Origin of the sequence: Streptomyces sp. NPDC087845 (assembly GCF_044742755.1) — a bacterium.
In the GTDB taxonomy this organism is placed as follows: Bacteria; Actinomycetota; Actinomycetes; order Streptomycetales; family Streptomycetaceae; genus Streptomyces.
In genome coordinates, this window is sequence record NZ_JBIUVC010000009.1 from 334820 (window position 1) to 353482 (window position 18663).

Below are 18663 nucleotides of genomic sequence, written 5' to 3' on the forward strand. Positions count from 1 at the left end.
ATCCATGACGCAGTTGCACGACCTCACGGCTCTCCAACTGGCCACCGCCTACGAGCGCGGTGACACGACCCCCGCCGAGGTCGTGGACCATCTGCTGGACCGGATCGCGAGCGGCGACCGGGTGGGGGCGTTCACCACCGTGTCGGCGGACCGGGCCCGCGCCGCCGCGGCCGCGGCGGGACGCGCCCTGCGCACGTCGGACCGCACCGGGCTGCCGCGCCTGTTCGGTGTGCCGACCGCAGTCAAGGACCTGGAGGCCACCGCGGGTGTGCGCACCACACTGGGTTCCGCGCTGTTCCGCGACTGGATCCCCGAACACAACGACGAGATCGTCGACGTCATGGCCGATGCCGGGCTGATCAGCCTCGGCAAGACGACCGTCCCCGAGTTCGGGGCCGCCTGCTACAGCGAGCCCGCGGTGTCCGCCCCCGCGCGCAGCCCGTTCGACGTCACCCGCAGCGCGGCCGGCAGCAGTGGCGGCGCGGCGGCCGCGGTCGGGGCGCTGCTGGTGCCGATCGCCCAGGGCAGCGACAGCGCCGGTTCCGTGCGCTCCCCCGCGAGCGCCTGCGGTGTGGTCGGGCTGAAACCGAGCCGCGGGCTCGTCACGGCGGGCCCGAACGGCAACGACGGGATGGGGCTCTCCGTGAAGGGGCCGCTCGCCCGTACCGTGCGCGACACGGCGGCGTTCCTCGACGCGCTGACCACCCGTACCGGAGCCGGCACCGTGCATCCGCCCCGCGCCGAGAGCTACGAGCGGGCCTGCGACACACCCGTCCCGCGGCTGCGGGTGGCGCTCGCGCAGGGCTCGGTATCGGGGGCTCCGGTGGACGCCGAGGTCGCCGCCGCCGCCGAACTCACCGCCCGCACACTGGCCGGACTCGGTCATACCGTCTTCGCCCGGGACCAGGAGCCGGACCCCGAGCTCACCGACGGCTTCCAGGTGATGTTCACCGCGCTGGTCGGGTCCAGGACCATGGCGCTCGACGAGGCGGCCCTGCGCCCGATCGTCCGCCATCTCCGGTCCCGGTCACAGCAGTTGACCTCGGGCGAGCTGGCCGCCGCGATCGGTGTGGTCCAGGCACGCGCGCGGGCCTGGACACTCGACTACGCGGACGCGGACATCGTCGTCACCCCGACCGTGACGGCCCCGCCGACCCTCGTCGGCCAGCTCCGCGACGACGCCGATCCGGCGGCGGAGCTGGCCGCGATGACGGCCTTCACGGGCAACACGGTCATCGGGAACGCCACCGGATTCCCGGTCGTCAGCCTTCCGCTGGGGTGGAGTTCCGAGGGCCTGCCGCTCGGGGTCTCACTCACGGCCGGATGGGGGCGCGAAGACCTCCTGTTCGGTCTGTCCGCGGCCCTGGAGGAGGCGCTGCCCTGGGCCCACCGCTACGCCGACCTGGCCTCAACCACCTGAAAACCGGGGGTGTTCACTCCCCGGTGGCTCCGTCGATGCCCTCTCTGAGCAGGTCCGCGTGGCCGTTGTGCCGCGCGTACTCCTCGATCATGTGGGTGAGGATGTAACGCAGCGAGAACACCTCGTCGCCGTAGGCGCCGGTGATGTCGAGGGACTCGGCGGCCTCCACGGTGGCACGGGAACGCGCGCACTCCTCGTGCCAGATCCTGAACGCCTCGTCCGGGTCGGCGGTTTCGACCTCGAACTCGGCGAACTCGCCCGGACCCGGCCCCGGCCAGTGCGGCGGGGCCACCTCGTCCTTCAGCACGCGGCGGAACCACGAGCGCTCCACCTCGGCGAGATGGCGGACCAGCCCCAGCAGGGTCAGGTCCGAAGAGGGCACGGCCCTCCGCTTCAGCTCCTCGGGCGTGAGCCCGGCGCACTTCACGGCCAGCGTCTCGCGCTGGAACTGGAGGAAGCCGCTCAGCGACGTACGTTCGTCGCCCACCTGCGAGGGGTACGTTCTCGTGTCGTCCCGCATCGGGCCATCATGCCCGCCACGGCAGCCGTGCACTCGATCATTTCGCCGACCCGACGGCGCCCCGAGGAGGAAGTGCCGGACGGCTCAGCCGGCGTCCGGGCCCCGGAGGATCGCCTCGATCCGGGCCAGCTCCTCGTCACCGAACGCCAGATTCCGCACCGCCTCGACGCTGTTCTCCAGCTGGGTCACGCTACTCGCCCCGACCACGGCGGAGGTGATCCGGCCGCCCCGCAGCACCCATGCGAGCGCCATCTGCGCCAGGGACTGCCCGCGCGCGGAAGCCACCTCGTCGAGCGCCCGCAACCGCTCCACCAGCTCCAAAGTGACCGAATCGGGCGTCAGGAAGGGGCTGTCGCCCGCCGCTCGCGAGCCTGCCGGAATGCCGTGCAGATAGCGGTCGGAGAGGATGCCCTGCTCCAGCGGCGAGTAGGCGATCGAGCCGGTGCCCAACTCGTCCAGCGCCGTGAGCAGACCGTCCTCGACCCGGCGGTCCAGCATCGAGTAGCGCGGCTGGTGGATGAGGAGCGGGGTGCCCAGTTCCTTGAGGATCCGGGCGGCCTCCCGGGTCTGCTCCGGCGAGTAGTTGGAGATGCCGACGTAGAGCGCCTTGCCCTGCCGTACGGCCGAGTCGAGCGCCCCCATCGTCTCTTCGAGCGGGGTCGCGGGGTCGGGGCGGTGGGAGTAGAAGATGTCGACGTAGGCGAGGCCGAGCCTGCTGAGGCTCCGGTCCAGCGACGCGAGCAGGTTCTTCCTGGACCCCCACTCCCCGTACGGGCCGTCCCCCATCAGGTAGCCCGCCTTGGTCGAGATGACGAGCTCGTCCCGGAGCCGGGCGAAGTCCGACTTCAGCGCGCGCCCCATCGTGGTCTCGGCGGCGCCGGGCGGCGGTCCGTAGTTGTTGGCGAGGTCGAAGTGGGTGATGCCGAGATCGAAGGCCCGGCGCAGGATCTGCCCCTGGATCTCCGGCGTGCGGTCGCCGCCGAAGTTGTGCCACAGGCCGAGGGAGAGTGCGGGCAGCAGCAGGCCGCTGCGGCCGGTGCGCCGATAGGGCATGGCGTGGTAGCGGTCGGCGGACGGGAGGTACATGCGGACTCCACGGGAGAACACGGGGGAGGGTGGGGCGGTGCGCGGGGTCCCAGGTTCGCCCACAACGATCCAGCAGTCCAACAGGAGATTCTGCTGGGATTCAGCGACTACCTTTCTCAATCATGGAACTGCGCCAGCTGGAACACTTCGTCGCCGTCGCCGAGGAGCAGCACTTCACTCGTGCCGCCGAGCGCCTCGCCGTGTCGCAATCCGGTCTGTCCGCCTTCGTCCGGGCCCTGGAACAGGAGCTCCGGACCCCTCTCTTCAGCCGCACCACACGCAGCGTGCGGCTGACCGAGGCGGGCCGCGCCCTGCTGGTGGAGGCCGAGCGCACACTTGCGGGGGCACGCGCGGCACGGGACGCCGTCGACGCGGTGCGGGGGCTGCTGCGCGGCACGCTGTCGGTCGGCGTCGAACAGTGCGTGGCCGGGGTGCATCTGCCGCGACTGCTGGCGGCCTTTCACCGCAAGCACCCGCTCATGGAGATCCGGCTCCGCCAGGAGGGCACCACGAGCCTGGTCGACGGGGTGGCCGGCGGGCGGCTCGACGTGGCCTTCGCGGCGACCGTCGGCCCCGACGAATGGCGTGGCGAGCTCATCCCGCTGGCACGCGAGCCGATGGTCGTCCTCTGCGCCCCGGGCCACCGGTTCGCGGCGGCGGACGGCGTCGCGTGGGGTGAGCTGCCCGGTGAGTCCTTCATCGACTTCCATCCGGACTGGGGTCCGCGCCGGGCGGCGGACGGGGCGTTCGCCGAGGCACGGGCGCGGCGCACGGTGGGGCTGGAGGTGAATGACGTGCACAGCCTGCTGGAGCTGGTGCACGAGGGGCTGGGGATCGCACTGGTGCCGCAGCACTTCTCGCGCAAACCCGAGGCCCGCGGGCTGGTGGCGGTGGGGCTCGAAGGGCCTCGGCAGCCGTTCTACGAGAGTGCCGTGGTGCTCCCGGCGCCCCGGACCATGAGCCCGGGGGCGCGGGAACTGATGGCGCTGCTCCGGAATGACGGCGGGAACTGAGGGCGAGCGCGGCCCGACCCGCACGGGGGGCCCTGGCCGTCAGTCCCCCGCGGGTGCGCCGGCCAGGACGAACCAGCGGGCGGGCAGCTCGATGCGCGTTCCGTCGGGCAGCCGCTCGGTCTGGGCCAGGGCGGTCTCCCCGCTCGCCAGCGCGGTCAGACCGGCCGCCCGCAGCAACCGGGGCACCTCCTCCTCCGTGGCGCTCGCCGGTTTGAGCCCGTGGTCCAGGACCCGGCGCAGCTTCTCGGGCGGTCCGTCCGGGCCCTGCGCCACCTGCTGGAGCACCGCCTTGGAGGCCGGGGTGAGCTCGGCGACGAAGGCCCGGCCCCGCTCCCCCACCAGCGTCGCGACCGCCGCGGCAACGGCGGGCCTGGCCTCGGCCTCGCTCTGGTGGATCACCGCGCGCATGTACACGTTGGTGTCGCCGATCCGCTCGTGCAGCGCCGCGACGGCCTCCGAGTCGGCCAGGTCGAGCTGGGCGTACTCGGCAACCCCGTCGGGATCCGCCCGGCGTGCGTGCGCGATCGCGGCGTGCGAGAGGTCCACTCCGATCGCCCGGACGAAGCGGGTGGCGAGATAGCGCGTCTGGGTGCCGTTCCCGCAGCCGAGGTCGACGACGGGCAGCGAGGCGTCGGCGTGCGGCAGGAGCAACTCACCGTGGGGGACGGAGCTGAGAGAGGGGTCGGCGTCCCAGATCGCCTCACCGGGGGTGTCCGAGGTGGCGGACCAGAAGCCCTCCCACGCCGATCGGTACCGCTGCGACACACTCATGATCACTCCCAAGTCCGTTTTCCCCGAGGTGACTTGCTCAGGTACGGACTACCGTCCCGGGACGGCCGCGGCAAGACCGCGTACAGCGTCCACCTCTGCGGCGGCGCCTTTCACCAGGTGTGCGGGCGGGGGTGCGGGACAGGGCCGAGGGCCTGCTCGAACCAGACGGTCTTGCCGTGTGCCGTGGTGCTGGTGCCCCAGGTGCGGGCGAGACTGCTCACCACCAGCAGTCCCCGGCCGGACTCGTCGCGTGAGGAGGCGTCGAGCAGCGTGGCCGGGGCGGGTTCGTCGTCGCTGACCTCGCAGAGCAGGGCTTGGGTGCGGACCAGGCGGAGTCCGATGTGGTGGGTACGGCCGTGCTTCACGGCGTTGGTGACGAGCTCGCTGACCATCAGCTCGGCGGCCTCCACCGCGGTGGGCAGGTCCCAGTCGAGGAGCTTGCCTCGCACCAGACGCCGCGACCGGGCCACCTCCCTGGGATCCAGGGCCAGTTGCCATTCGGCGACGTCGTCGTCGGGGATGCCGTTCAGCCGGGCCATCAGCAGCGCCACGTCGTCCTTGCGGCCGCCGCTCGGATTGAGGGCGCGGATGATCGTGTCGCAGGCGTGGTCCATCGAGGCGGCGGGGTGCGCCGCGGAGGCGCAGAGCGCGGCAAGCCCGGCGCCGATGTCCTGGCCGCGGACCTCGACGAGACCGTCGGTGCACAGGACGAGACGGTCGCCGGGCCGTACCCGCACGGTCGCGGTCCGGAAGGCGACACCGCCGACGCCGATGGGAGCACCGGTGGGCAGGTCCAGGAGGTCGGCCCGGCCGTCCTCGGCGTGGACCAGTACGGGCGGGATGTGTCCGGCGTTGGCGATCTGGACCTCGGAACGGATCGGGTCGTAGACGGCGTAGAGGCAGGTCGCCAGATACTGCTCGCCGAGACGCTGCGCCAGGTCGTCGAGGTTGCGCAGCAGTTGGGAGGGCGGCATCTCCATGGTGGCCATGGTCAGCACCGCCGTACGCAACTGCCCCATCATCGCCGCTGAGTTGAGGCCGTGGCCCATGACGTCACCGACGACGAGCGCGGTCCGGGAGCCGGGCAGTTTCACCGAGTCGAACCAGTCGCCGCCGATCCTTCCGAGCCGGGCTCCGGGCAGGTACCGGGTGGCGATGTCGCAGCCGGCCATCCGTGGTTCGACCTGGGGCAGCATGCTGTCCTGGAGGGTCTCCGCCACGTTCTCCTGGTAGGTGTACATGCGGGCGTTGTCGAGTACGAGCCCGGCTCGGGCGGCGAGTTCGGCGCCGGTGGTGCGGTCCATGCCGTCGAAGGGCTCACGGCCGGGGCGGCGCATCAGGACCATGAAGCCGAGGACCACGTCCCGGGCCTTGAGCGGCACGATCAGCAGGGAGCGGTGGGTGATCAGCGGGCGCAGGTCGCGTTTCTCGAACTCGCCCGAGATCCGGTTGCTCATCTCTTCGCTGACGTACGGGATGAGGACGGGCTCGCCGGTGACCATGCACTGGAAGAACGGGGTGTGTTCGGGGAAGGCGATGGACTCGCCGACCGGGACGGTGTCGTCCCAGCGGCCCGGTTCGTCGTTGTGCTCGACCCAGACCCGGTGCCAGACGGTGGTGACGTCGGGCGGCCCGTCCGGGAAGCCCTCGCCGGCCAGGACCGCGGCGCGCAGATGCGTACCGGCGAAGTCGGTGAAGCGGGGTACGGCGGCGCTGGTGACCTCGCGGATGGTGCGTTCCAGGTCGAGTGAGGTGCCGATGCGGCCGCTCACCTCGTTGAGGAATTCCAGCCGTTCGCGAACCGCCGCGTACTCGAGGTCGAGTTCGGGGCGGGGGACGGCGAGAGGTGCGTGCGCGCCCGCGCCGTCGTTCCGAAGGGTCTCGGCCGGGCGGCGGGCGACATGTCGCGGCACTCCCCAGTCAGGGGTGACCGGAACCTGGTCGCAGTGGCTGAACTCCAGGACGGGATAACCGAGTTCGAGTACCTGGGAGACGATTCCGGTCGCCTCGTGGACGCTCATGCTGGGCAGGATCTCGGGCAGCCGGCCGGCCAGCTCCTGGTAGCCGGGGAAGTCGGTGTGCAGCGCGAAGCCGGGGGCGATCGTCTCGGTGTCCGGGCCCTCGCGCCGGTCGCCGTCCCGGACCCGCGCGGCGTCCGCGGCGAGCACGAGCAACCGCCCGGACCCCGGTCCGGCCAGCGGGTAGGCCCACCACAGGACGTCGATCCTGCCGCCCCCGGGTTCGTCGACCCGGGCCCGGCCCGCCGCCGGGTAGGCGACGGTCCCGCTGGGCGAACCGTCGGGCTCGGGGCCGAACCCGCCGTGGTCCCCGTCGTCCTCGATTCCGCCCGGCTGCCGCAACGCCCCCGACACCGGCAGGAGTTCACCGGCCGGGCAGCCGACCGCCTGCTGTCTGGTGAGGCCGAAGAGCCGTCTCGCGCCGGTCGACCAGTGCGAGACGAGCCCGTCCGCATCGACCACCACCACGGCCAGCGGCACGCGGCCCGCAGCGGCTCCGCGCGGCTGTGGTGTCCTCTGCGGCGGCACACCGAGATCCATGGGTGGAAGGCTCCTTCCCCACCGCGACGTTCTGCGGTACGTGACTCCACGGTACGGCCCCGGGTCCGGCGTCCGCCGGGCATCGGCGGAATCGCTTCGGGGGGTGGTGCGCCCGGCGCACCCGGCCGCGCACGGCACGGCGCCGCGCGGTGCCCGGCCGACCGGTGAAGCCACCGGCCGGCCCGCCGATCCGGCGGAAAGCGGTCAGTCCTCGTGCCCCAGTTGGAGATCGCGTTCGGTCCGCCCGCCGCCCGCGACCTGGAGGACGGTGGCCACCGGCGGATACCCGGCGGCGATCACCGTGTACTCGCCGGTGGACAGGTCGACGAACCGGAACGCGCCGTCGGGCCCGGTGGTCAGCGTGTCGACGACGTTGCCCGCCGCGTCCAGGAGCGTGACCCGGGCGTCCTCGACGGGCCGGCCACCGCTCGCCCGCACCACACCGCGCAGCACCGCACCGCCGGCCAGCTCGATGTCCTGCCGGGTCTCCCTGGCGGCCTGCACGCTCACCGGAAGCGCGGCCGGCCGGAAGGCGGGGGCGCTGGCGGCGAGGGTGTACTCGCCCGCCACCAACTCCGTGATCACGTAACCGCCTTCGCGGCCGCTGCGGGTGGACGCGACGACTTCACCGCGCACATCGGTGAGGGTGACGGCGGCATCGCGCACCGGGATGCCGTCGGCGGTGACGACGGTCCCGGCGAGACGCCCGGCACCGCCGAGCACCACGTCGAGCTCGATGGGCCGTTCGCCCACGGTGACGCTGACGGCCTGCGGCTGGTGGCCGCCGGCCGCGGCGATGAGGACGTACGAGCCGGCGCCGGGCACGCTCAGCGCGTACCGTCCGTCGTCCCCGCTCGCGCCCCTCCCGACCTGCTGCCCCTGGACGTCGATGAGGGTGAGGGCGGCGCGCGGGACCTTCGTGCCGTCGGGGTGCTGGACGCTTCCGCACACCGGCACACCGGACAGGTAGACGGGCGGCGGCGGAGCGGCGGAGCGGGCGGCGGGGACCGGTGCGGACTCGGCGGCGGTTTCGGGGCTGTGGTGGGACACCAGCGGTTTCTCCTTGAGGAAGAAGGCGAAGAACAGGCCGAGCGCGAGCACCGGCACGAGGTAGAGGAAGATCCGCGGCATCGCGTCGGCGTACGCCTGGACATAACTGTCGCGCAGCGCGGGCTCCATGGCATGGACCAGCTGCGGGGTGATCGACTCGGGGTCGGGGAGGTCGGCGCCGGACGGCAGCCGGACGGCGAGCGCGTCCGCGAGCCGGCCGGCGAAGAGCGTCCCGAAGACGGCGGCACCGACGCTGCCGCCGATCTGCCGGAAGTAGTTGTTGGCACTGGTGGCGGCGCCGAGGTCGGCGGGCTGCACGGAGTTCTGTACGGCGAGCACCAGTACCGGCATGACCAGGCCGATCCCGATGCCGAGCACGGCCTGCGCGATGCTGTATTCGAGGCGCGGGGTATCGGTGTCCAGCCGGGAGAGCAGCCACATGCCGACGACCGAGAAGGCGCCGCCGAGAATCGGGTGGAGGCGGTAGCGGCCGGTGCGGGAGATCAACTGGCCGGAGACGACGGACGCCACGACGATGCCGCCCATCATCGGGAGCATCAGCAGCCCGGACTCCGTCGCCGTGGCGCCGTCGACCATCTGCAGGAAGGTCGGCAGATAGCTGGCGGCACCGAACAGCCCGACCCCGACGACCGCGCCGACCAGCGCGGTGACGTTGAAGATCGAGTCACGGAACAGCCGCAGCGGGATGATCGGTTCGGCTGCCCGGTTCTCGACGACGAGGAACAGCAGGGCCGTCCCGGCGGCTCCGGCGGCGAGCCCGAGGATGGTGCGCGATCCCCAGGCGTACTCCGTACCGCCCCAACTGGTCAGCAGCACCAGACAGGTGGAGGCGACCGCGAGCAGCAGCGCGCCGAGGATGTCGAGGCGGGGCCGGACGGTGGGCCGGGGAAGCTTCAGTACGACGGTGATGACGGCGAGGGTGATCAGACCGAACGGGACGTTGATGTAGAAGCACCAGCGCCACGAGGCATGGTCGGTGAAGAAGCCGCCGAGCAGCGGACCGGCGACGGAGGCGAGACCGAAGGCGGCCCCGATGAGCCCCATGAACCGGCCGCGTTCCCGGGGCGGCACGACATCCGCGATGATCGCCTGGACACCGATCATGAGTCCGCCGCCGCCGATGCCCTGGACGGCGCGGAAGGCGATCAGTTCGTCCATGGTGCGGGACCAGCCGGCCAGCGCGGAGCCGACGACGAAGACGACGATCGCGAACTGGAAGACGCCCTTGCGGCCGAAGAGGTCGCCGAGTTTGCCGTAGATCGGCAGTCCGATGGTGGAGGCGAGGAGGTACGCGGTGACGGCCCAGGACATCTTCTCCAGGCCGTGCAGCTCACCGACGATCTTCGGCAGCGCGGTGGCGACGATCATCTGATCGAGGGCCGCGAGCAGCAGCGTCAGCATCAGCCCGAGGAAGACCAGCCGGATGCGGCGGGGGCTGGTCTCCGGTACGGGGGACGGGGCGGAGGCGGGTTCCTCCGCGGCGGGGACCGGCGGAATCGGCAGCGTGGTCGCCGCCTCGGCGGCCCCCGTACCGTCCGGCTCGTCCTCCAACAGAGTGATCCCACCCACCACGTGCCGCTCCCCTCGTCGCATCTGCGCCGCCCATTTCTCGCACCGGGCAACGAGCAAGGGCAAACGCGACGGGGGGCGCTGACGGCGCACTCGGGGGGCTTAATCCGCCGGTGAGAGCCGCTACGGCGCACAACCGGCGGGCCGAGAAGACCACCCGAACCGGTGAGGCCGGTCAAGGTGGCACGGAGCTACTTCTCGACCTCGGCGGCGAGGTTCTGCAGCAGTGCGTCGTAGATCCGGCCAAGTCCCTTGGGGGCAAAGGTCTTCTCGAAGAATCCGCCGATGCCGCCGGCACCGTTCCAGACGGTCGACACGACCGTCTTCGACCTGCCCTCACCGGCCGGGGTGACGGTCCAGGTGGTGACCATCGAGGAGTTGCGGTCCTTCTCCACGAGCTGGCCGTCGGTGGGCTCGGTGACCTCCAGCAGACAGTCGCGCACCCGCTTGCTGGTGGCCTGGAGCTTCCAGTGGACGAGGGTTCCCTCGCCGTCACCGCCCTCACGCACCTCGTACTCGCTGAACTGTCCGGGCAGCACCTTGCCCCGGGTCTCCGCGTAATCGGCCAGCGCGTCGAACACCGTCTCCGCGTCCGCCGCGATGACTCGCTCTGTCGTGGCCTCGACCTGCGCCATGGCTGCTCCTCCACCACTCGGTTGTTCGGGGGTGTGCTGAGCCAACCATCTCCGGGACGCCGCTCAAAATCCGGGCCGGGACGAAGGGGAGAAAACGATCAAGGGAACACGTGTTCTATTCTCTGTGCAGTGCTACCGAGGAGGCGTCCATGCGCTGGGACAATCTGGTCGACAACCCCACCACCCCCGCCCACACCGCGGCCGGCGCGCTCTTCACCGCCGACGCGGTGACCACGCGCACCTTCGACACGCCCGAATTCCGGGGAATCACCTTCCATGAGATCCGGGCCCGCTCGATCGTGAACCGGGTGCCCGGCGCCTCGCGGATGCCGTTCGAGTGGACGGTCAATCCGTACCGGGGCTGCACACATGCCTGCGTCTACTGCTTCGCCCGCAAGACGCACAGCTACCTCGATCTCGACACCGGCATCGGCTTCGACTCGCAGATCGTCGTCAAGGTCAACGCCCCGGAGCTGCTGCGCGGCCACCTCGCGTCCGGCCGCTGGCACGGCGCGCACATCGCGATGGGGACCAACGTCGACTGCTACCAGCGCGCCGAGGGCCGCTACCGGCTGATGCCCGGCATCATCTCGGCCCTGCGCGATCACGCGAACCCCTTCTCGATCCTCACGAAGGGCACGCTGATCCTGCGCGATCTGGAGCTGCTCCGGCAGGCCGCCGAGGTCGCCGATGTCGGCGTCTCCGTCTCGGTCGGCTTCATGGACGGCGAGCTGTGGCGCACCGTCGAGCCCGGCACCCCCTCCCCCGAGCGCCGCCTGGACGCCGTCCGCACCCTGAGCGAGCAGGGCATCGACTGCGGCGTGCTGATGGCGCCCGTCATCCCGTTCCTCGGTGACCATCCGGACCAGTTGCGCGCCACGGTCCGGGCGATCGCCGCCGCCGGGGCGACCTCGGTGACACCGCTCGTGCTCCATCTGCGGCCCGGCGCCCGGGAGTGGTACATGCAGTGGCTCGGGCAGCACCATCCCCACCTGGTACGGCGGTACGAGCGGCTGTACGCCGAGGGTGCCTACGCGCCCAAGTGGTACCAGCGGCGCATCACACGGGACGTCCACGAGCTGGCGGCCGAGTTCGGCATCGGCCCCTCGCACCGCGGCTCGGCCCGCCGGCTGCCCGTACGCCGGGACCGGCCGCCGTTGCTCGACGACCCCGGGCCGACCCAGCTGACCCTGCTCTGACCCGACAGGCCCCGAGCGGAGGGCCGGAGTGTCCGAGGCGGGCCTGGAGTGTCCGAGGCGGGCCTGGAGTGTCCGAGGCGGGCCCGGAGCGTCCGGAGCGGGGCCTCGCGCACCCGGCGAGGGCAAATGGGTCAACTCTCATCAGAACAGGTCCTTCCGGGCGCGAATGTGGGGAGCATGCGGCGGGGGCTGCGCCACGCGCAGCCGTGTTTCCCCCACCACGGGAGGCCATATGACGAAACGTCCAGGAATTCTGTTCGCCGTCGGTGCGACGGTCGCCGGTCTGGTGACCGCCGCACCGCCCCAGGCGACCGCCGACTCCGGCGCGCGGCGCGCCGCGGCCCAGCTCACATGGACCGACTGCGGCACCAAGTCGTACCCGAGGCTGCAGTGCTCATCGGTCAGCACACCGCTCGATCATGACGATCCGTCGGGTCGGCGGATCACCCTCGCCCTGTCCCGCGTCCCGCACACCGCGAAGACCTTCCAGGGCCCGCTGCTGGTCAACCCGGGCGGCCCCGGCGGCAGCGGCCTCTCGATGGCCGGGTTCGTCGCGTCCTCGCTGCCGAAGCGGGTTGCCGCGCAGTACGACGTGATCGGGTTCGACCCGCGGGGCGTCGGGAAGAGCAAGCCCGCGCTGGACTGCGTACCGAAGTACTTCGATCCGCTGCGTCCCGATTCACTGCCGGGTTCGGCCGATGTCGAGGAGGCCAATCTGAACCGGGCCCGCTCGTTCGCGAAGGCATGCGGGGAGAAGTACCCGGATCTGCTGCCCCACATGGACACCGTCAGCGCCGCCAAGGACCTCGACGTGATCCGCCGGGCGACGGGCTCCCGGCAGCTCAACTACTTCGGGTACTCCTACGGGACCTACCTCGGCGCGGTGTACGCCAAGCTGTTCCCGGACCGGGTGCGGCGGCTGGTGCTCGACTCGAACGTCGACCCGGAGGGGATCTGGTACGACGACAACATCGGCCAGAACTACGCCTTCGACGCCCGCCACAAGGCGTTCGCCGCCTGGGTGGCGAAGCATGACACCACGTACGGGCTCGGCAGCGACCCCGCGGCGGTCGAGCGCGCCTGGTACGCGATGCGTGGTGCCGTCGAGGCACACCCGGCGGGCGGGAAGGTCGGGGCGAGCGAGCTGGAGGACACCTTCCTGCCGGGCGGCTACTACAACGGCTACTGGCCCTACCTGGCCGAGGCGTTCGCCGCGTACGCGAACGACCACGACCAGGACGCGCTCGTGAAGGCGTACAGGAGGTTCGGCGCGGTCGACGCGAAGGGCGACAACGGGTACTCGGTCTACTCGGCCGTGCAGTGCCGCGACGCCCAGTGGCCCCGCGAGTGGAACACCTGGCGCAACGACAGCTGGAACGTGCGGGCCAAGGCACCCTTCTTCACCTGGAACAACACCTGGTACAACGCACCGTGCGCCGACTGGCCGGTGGAACCGCTGAACCCGGTACGGGTCTCGAACAACAGCCTGCCGCCGGTACTGCTCTTCCAGGCCACCGAGGACGCGGCCACGCCGTACGAGGGCGGTGTCACATTGCACCGCAAGCTGCGCGGTTCCAGCCTGGTGGTCGAGCAGGGCGGCGGCAATCACGGCATCACCCTGAGCGGCAACGACTGCCTGGACACCTACCTGGCCGACTATCTCGCCAAGGGCACGGTCCCGCGCGGCAGGGCCGGGCGGGCCGACGCGGACGCGGTCTGCGCCAAGACCCCCGACCCGAAGCCGCTGACCGGCAGGGCCGCCGCGAGCCCGCCTCGGCGAGCGGACTCCGCCGGCAGGGGCGGCATCCTGCACGGTCTGCTCGGCTTCCGCGGCTGACAACCGCCCACGGCCCCGCCCCGGGGCCGCGTGCGGGCCGTCCCGCGCACCCGCGCCCGGACGGCCCGCACCACCGTGGCGGCCGGACGGCCCGGGGCCCGGACCGTGACCGGCCGGGCCCGGCACGGTCCGAGCACGGCCTTCCCCCCTCACCGCCCCGGCAGCCGGCCGAGCGCGTCCCGTGCCGCTTCGCCCAGTCGCGGGTGGGGCAGCGCCGCCTCCAGGAGCGGGCGGGCCTGCTCGTCGCCCAGCTGCCCGAGCCCTTCCACGCAGGCGAGCGCCACCCTCCAGTGCGGATCGCCGGGAGCCAGGAGGTGTTCCAGGGTGGCCATCAGCGCCGGTACGGATTCCGGGGCCCGGAGCTCGATGAGGAGCCGGACCGGATGAAGGGCGTACGCGGTGCGCAGGGTGTTGGTCGCCAGGGCGGCGGCTGCCCGGGGGGTGCGGGGGTCACCGAGGCGCGCCAGGGCGTGGGCGGCGGAGACGCAGCGCTCCGGATCGCGGTGGTTGAGCAGCAGGACCAGCGCCTCGAAAGCCCGCCGGTCTCCGGCGCAGCCGAGCCGGAACGCGGCGATCTCCCTTGCCCAGAGCGGGCGTTCGCGTTCCACGAGGACGCGGGCCAGTTCCTCGTCGTCGTCGGTGGCGAGCAGTCTGCGGTACGCCGCCGACTCCCCCGCCTCGTCAGCAAGCCGGTCCGCCAGTGACCGGAACTCCACGTCCATGACCGTCAGCGTATCGACGGGGACTCTGCGTATCGAGAGACAGGGTGGATGTGACATGGCACACGGCAACGCGGGGCTGGCGTGCTCGTTACCCACCGGTTAAGCTCATGTGAGCGGGACACACTCCCCGCCTGCTCCGGTGGCCTGGTGACGCAGCCACCCGGAGTGCTTGTCGGTTCGGCAGTTCTACGAGACGTGACTCCGGGACAGAGTCCGTCGCCCCTCCCCGGTCCGGGCGCACTCGTCGCGCCTCGGCCCTGAGCCCCACGACACGCAAGTGCCGCACGCCCTGCGCCGGTTCACCTCTCGGCGCGCCGTGCCCCCTCACAGTCGTCACTCATTCTCTGGAGTCCCGTGATGGACACCCCGCTCAGCACCATCGCCGTCGTCGGTCTCGGCACCATGGGCACCGGCATCGCCGAAGTCCTCGCCCGCGCCGGCCACGAGGTCATCGGTATCGACATCGACGACGCGGCCGCCCGTCAGGCCGTCGCCGCCCTGGAAGCCGCGACCGCCCGCGCCGTGCGGCGCGGGCGGATCACGGAGGGCGAACGGAACGACGCCCTCGCCCGGTTCCGCACCTTCCACGACCTCCGGGCCGCCGCCGAGGCGGAGCTCGTCATCGAGGTCGTGCCCGAGTCGTACGAGATCAAGCAGCAGGTCTTCCGGGATCTCGACGCGATCGTCTCCCCCACCGCGATCCTGGCGACCGGCACCAACGCCCTGTCGGTGACCCGGCTGGCCGCCGAGTCGCTGCGCCCCGAGCGCGTGCTCGGCCTGCACTTCTTCAACCCGGCACCCGCGATGAAGCTGGTCGAGGTGGTCTCCTCGGTGCTGACCTCGCCGCCGGCCGTCGCGGCGGTCACCGAGCTCGCCCGCAGCCTGGGCAAGGAGCCCGTCGCGGTGGGCGACCGGCCCGGCTTCGTGGCCGACGGGCTGCTGTTCGGATACCTCAACCAGGCCGCCGCGATGTACGAGGCGAACTACGCCTCCCGTGAGGACATCGACGCGGCGATGAGGCTGGGCTGCGGCCTGCCGATGGGGCCGCTCGCCCTGCTCGACCTGATCGGGATCGACACCGCCCGTACGGTCCTGGAGGCGATGTACTCCGCGTCGAACGACCGGCTGCACGCCCCGGCCCCCGTCCTCAGGCAGCTCAGCGAGGCGGGACTGACCGGCCGCAAGTCGGGCCGCGGCTTCTACACGTACGCGGCGCCCGGCAGCCAGAGCGTGGTGCCGGACGCGCTCGCCCCGCGCGGCGGTTCCCCGGCGGTCGATGGGCGCACGGTGCGGTCGGTGGGTGTCGCGGGCTCGGGGACGATGGCCTCGGGCATCGCCGAGGTCTTCGCGAAGGCCGGCTACGACGTGGTGCTCGTCGCCCGCAGCCAGGAGAAGGCGGACGCGGCGAAGGGCCGGATCGCCACATCGCTGGAGCGCTCCGTCGCCAAGGGGCGGCTGACGGCCGGGGCGCGGGACGAGGCCCTGGCCCGGATCGCCGCGGCCGGTTCGCCGGACGCCTTCGCCGACGTCGATCTCGCGGTCGAGGCGGTCGCCGAGGACCTGGTGGTCAAGCAGCAGCTGTTCGGGACGCTGGACAAGGTCTGCAAGCCGGGTGCGGTGCTCGCCACCACCACCTCGTCACTGCCGGTCGTGGCGATCGCGCGGGCCACCTCGCGTCCGCAGGACGTGGTCGGGATGCACTTCTTCAACCCGGCGCCCGCGATGAAGCTGGTCGAGGTGGTCCGTACGGTCCTCACCGCCGACGATGTCCACGCCACCGTCCGCGAGGTGTGCGTCAAGGTCCGCAAGCACCCGGTGGACTGCGGGGACCGGGCCGGCTTCATCGTGAACGCGCTGCTGTTCCCGTACCTCAACAACGCGATCAAGATGGTCGAGGAGCACTACGCGAGCCTCGACGACATCGACGCCGCGATGAAGCTGGGCGGCGGCTACCCGATGGGCCCGTTCGAGCTCCTCGACGTCGTCGGACTCGATGTCTCGCTCGCCATCGAGAAGGTGCTGCACGGCGAGTTCCGGGACCCGGGCCTGGCTCCGGCGCCGCTGCTGGAGCATCTGGTGGCCGCCGGCTGCCTCGGCCGCAAGACGGGGCGCGGCTTCCGCGAACATGCCCGGCGCTGAGCCGGGAGCCGGGTGGGGAGGGCTACTCGATCCGTCGGGCGGCCCGCCCCCGCAGGCGCGTTCCGCTGCGCCGATGCAGTACGTTCACACCATGTCCCAGCCCGCCAGGTCCCCCCGTGTCTCCGCCGCGCCCGATGCCCAGGAGAGTGCCGCAGGCACCCGCGCCGCCGCCCAACGGCTCAAAATGCGCCGCGAACTGGCCGCCGCGGCGATGGAACTCTTCGCCACGAAGGGGTACGAGGCGACGACGGTCGACGAGATCGCGGGCGCCGCGGGGGTCGCCCGGCGGACCTTCTTCCGGCACTTCCGCTCCAAGGAAGAGGCGATCTTCCCGGACCACGACGACACCCTCGTCAGGGCCGAGGCCGTCCTCAACGCGGCCCCCGCGCACGAGCACCCGCTCGACACCGTCTGCCGCGGCATCAAGGAAGTCATGAAGATGTACGCGGCCAAGCCCGCGGTCTCCGTGGCCCGCTACAAGCTGACCCGCGAGGTCCCCACACTGCGCGAGGCCGAGATCGCCTCGGTGGCCCGCTACGAGCGGCTGTTCACGCGCTATCTGCTGGGCCATTTCGACGAGCGCGACCATCATGTCGGCAACGACGACCCGTTGCTCGCCGAGGTCGCGGCGTCCGCCGTCGTCACCGCGCACAACCATGTGCTGCGCCGCTGGCTGCGGGCGGGCGGCGAGGGCGATGTGGAGGCCCAGCTCGACCACGCGTTCTCGATCGTCCGCGACACGTTCGGGACCGGTATCGGCGCGGGCCGGATCGCGGGCGCCGAACCCGCGAAGCAGCCGGCCGCCTCGGTGGCGTCCCAGGGCGAGGTGCTGGTCGCGGTGGCGCGGACGGACGCGCCGCTCGACGAAGTGATGCGCACGATCCAGCAGGCACTCAAGGACCGCTGAACGGGGACGGGGGGCGGGAAAAGCTCCCCGGCCGTGCCGGAACCTGGTTGCCGCGCCCGCGCCGAAACCTGGTTGCCGCGCCCACGCCCCGGTGCTGTGGTGTGCGGATGGATCATGATCGCACCACACTTCTGACCCTTTTCGACCGCCGCGTGCGCGAGCACGCCCGCCCCGACGGCCCCGGCGTCCGGGTCGAGCGCACCGCCGATGTCGTACGGCAGGTCGGCACGGCCGACGACTGGAACGGCGTCGTCTGGTCGGCCCCGGACCTGGATCCCGCCAGGGCGGACGAGGCGATCGCGGCACAGATCGCGCGCTACACGGCCCTCGGGCACGACGAGTTCGAGTGGAAGCTGTACGCCCACGACCGGCCGGCTGATCTCGCGGAGCGGCTCCTGGCCGCCGGCTTCGAGGCGGAGGAGCCGGAGACCCTGCTGGTCGCCCCGGTGGCGGACCTCGCGACGGCGGTGGAGCTCCCCGAGGGGATCCGGCTGCGCACCGTGAGCGACGTGGACGACGTGGAGCTGATGGCCCGCGCCCACGAGCGGGCCTTCGGGTCGGACTGGTCGCGGCTGCGGCATCAGGTGGCGGCCGGACTGGCCGAGGACCCGGACGGCTTCGTCGGCGTCCTCGCCATGGCGGGCGACGAGCCGGTGAGCTCGGCCAGGATGGAGCTGTACCCCGGCACCGGATTCGCCGGGCTCTGGGGCGGCGGAACGGTCCAGGCGTGGCGCGGGAGGGGCATCTACCGGGCCCTGGTCGCCTTCCGCGCCCGGATCGCGGCGGAGCGCGGCTACGACTACCTTCAGGTCGACGCCTCCGGCCAGAGCCGCCCGATCCTCCGGCGACTCGGATTCCTCGACCTGAGCACCACGACGCCGTACGTGTACCGGCCCTCACGCTGACCGCTCCGACGGAACACAACGGGACAGAACACCCCTCTCGTCGCTCATGCGTGCCCAGCGGGTGACAAGTGAGAGAAATTGTTGGCACGGAGTGCCTTGCCAGGTGTCACGGAGTGCCATACGTTGAAGTTGTCCGGGCGGCCGGCGTGCTGAGACCTCACGTACGCCGACTGTCCCCGCAAGCAATTGCCTGCGCGCCCGGACGCCTGCGTCACAGGCGAACCCTTCTGCTCCACAGAGCAAGCCGAAGCCTTACCAGCCGAACCGACGGCAGCACCTCCACATCGCACCGCCCCCCTCATTGGCGGGGA

At 71.9% G+C, this 18663-nt stretch carries 14 protein-coding genes; 7 read left to right on the forward strand and 7 right to left on the reverse strand.

The genetic code is table 11. The features are described 5' to 3' along the window. Positions 1-4 precede the first annotated feature (4 nt). Positions 5-1420 carry an amidase gene (locus ACIOMQ_RS24300; RefSeq protein WP_401989111.1) on the forward strand — a complete coding sequence of 472 codons (1416 nt, stop codon included), beginning with the start codon at positions 5-7 and terminating at the stop codon, positions 1418-1420. A 13-nt stretch (positions 1421-1433) separates the two neighbouring features. Here ACIOMQ_RS24300 and ACIOMQ_RS24305 read toward each other — a convergent pair whose 3' ends face one another. Further along, the gene (locus tag ACIOMQ_RS24305) at positions 1434-1940 is read right to left on the reverse strand and encodes a DinB family protein (protein ID WP_401941908.1); all 507 of its coding nucleotides are present in this window, start codon (positions 1938-1940) and stop codon (positions 1434-1436) included. An 84-nt stretch (positions 1941-2024) separates the two neighbouring features. Then, positions 2025-3026, reverse strand: coding sequence for an aldo/keto reductase (locus tag ACIOMQ_RS24310; RefSeq protein WP_362196871.1), 1002 nt, complete (start codon positions 3024-3026; stop codon positions 2025-2027). Between the two features lie 122 nt (positions 3027-3148). Here ACIOMQ_RS24310 and ACIOMQ_RS24315 point away from each other — a divergent pair, with 122 nt between their 5' ends. Next, positions 3149-4039, forward strand: a complete 891-nt coding sequence (locus ACIOMQ_RS24315) for a LysR family transcriptional regulator (RefSeq protein WP_402190278.1) — start codon at positions 3149-3151, stop codon at positions 4037-4039. 39 nt (positions 4040-4078) lie between these two features. Here the strand turns inward: ACIOMQ_RS24315 and ACIOMQ_RS24320 are convergent, their stop codons facing one another. The 4 genes from ACIOMQ_RS24320 to ACIOMQ_RS24335 all read right to left on the reverse strand — a co-directional run bounded on the left by ACIOMQ_RS24320 (position 4079) and on the right by ACIOMQ_RS24335 (position 10643). Further along, complete coding sequence (locus ACIOMQ_RS24320) at positions 4079-4810, reverse strand: methyltransferase domain-containing protein (RefSeq protein WP_402128185.1); 732 nt, start codon at positions 4808-4810, stop codon at positions 4079-4081. 110 nt (positions 4811-4920) lie between these two features. Then, positions 4921-7368, reverse strand: coding sequence for a SpoIIE family protein phosphatase (locus ACIOMQ_RS24325; protein WP_401756091.1), 2448 nt, complete (start codon positions 7366-7368; stop codon positions 4921-4923). A gap of 204 nt (positions 7369-7572) precedes the next feature. Beyond that, positions 7573-10011, reverse strand: a complete 2439-nt coding sequence (locus ACIOMQ_RS24330; RefSeq protein ID WP_362196883.1) for an MFS transporter — start codon at positions 10009-10011, stop codon at positions 7573-7575. Between the two features lie 188 nt (positions 10012-10199). Continuing rightward, a complete protein-coding gene (locus tag ACIOMQ_RS24335; protein ID WP_362196886.1) occupies positions 10200-10643 on the reverse strand; it encodes an SRPBCC family protein in 444 nt (147 codons plus the stop codon). 149 nt (positions 10644-10792) lie between these two features. On the opposite strand from ACIOMQ_RS24335, the gene ACIOMQ_RS24340 reads away from it, so the two are divergent. Next, the gene (locus tag ACIOMQ_RS24340) at positions 10793-11842 is read left to right on the forward strand and encodes an Rv2578c family radical SAM protein (RefSeq protein WP_402190281.1); all 1050 of its coding nucleotides are present in this window, start codon (positions 10793-10795) and stop codon (positions 11840-11842) included. Between the two features lie 232 nt (positions 11843-12074). After that, positions 12075-13679 (forward strand): alpha/beta hydrolase, encoded by a 1605-nt coding sequence (locus ACIOMQ_RS24345; RefSeq protein WP_401989109.1) that lies wholly within the window; start codon positions 12075-12077, stop codon positions 13677-13679. A gap of 149 nt (positions 13680-13828) precedes the next feature. On the opposite strand, the gene ACIOMQ_RS24350 is transcribed toward ACIOMQ_RS24345, so the two are convergent. After that, a complete protein-coding gene (locus ACIOMQ_RS24350) occupies positions 13829-14401 on the reverse strand; it encodes an adenylosuccinate lyase (RefSeq protein ID WP_401941925.1) in 573 nt (190 codons plus the stop codon). Positions 14402-14758: 357 nt separating this feature from the next. On the opposite strand from ACIOMQ_RS24350, the gene ACIOMQ_RS24355 reads away from it, so the two are divergent. The 3 genes from ACIOMQ_RS24355 to ACIOMQ_RS24365 all read left to right on the forward strand — a co-directional run bounded on the left by ACIOMQ_RS24355 (position 14759) and on the right by ACIOMQ_RS24365 (position 18352). Further along, positions 14759-16540: a 3-hydroxyacyl-CoA dehydrogenase family protein gene (locus ACIOMQ_RS24355; protein ID WP_402190284.1), complete on the forward strand. Its 1782-nt coding sequence runs from the start codon at positions 14759-14761 to the stop codon at positions 16538-16540. Positions 16541-16631: 91 nt separating this feature from the next. Beyond that, positions 16632-17447 carry a TetR family transcriptional regulator gene (locus tag ACIOMQ_RS24360; protein ID WP_362196901.1) on the forward strand — a complete coding sequence of 272 codons (816 nt, stop codon included), beginning with the start codon at positions 16632-16634 and terminating at the stop codon, positions 17445-17447. A gap of 107 nt (positions 17448-17554) precedes the next feature. Further along, entirely contained in the window at positions 17555-18352 is a 798-nt protein-coding gene (locus tag ACIOMQ_RS24365; protein ID WP_402190287.1) for a GNAT family N-acetyltransferase, read from the forward strand. Positions 18353-18663: the final 311 nt, after the last annotated feature.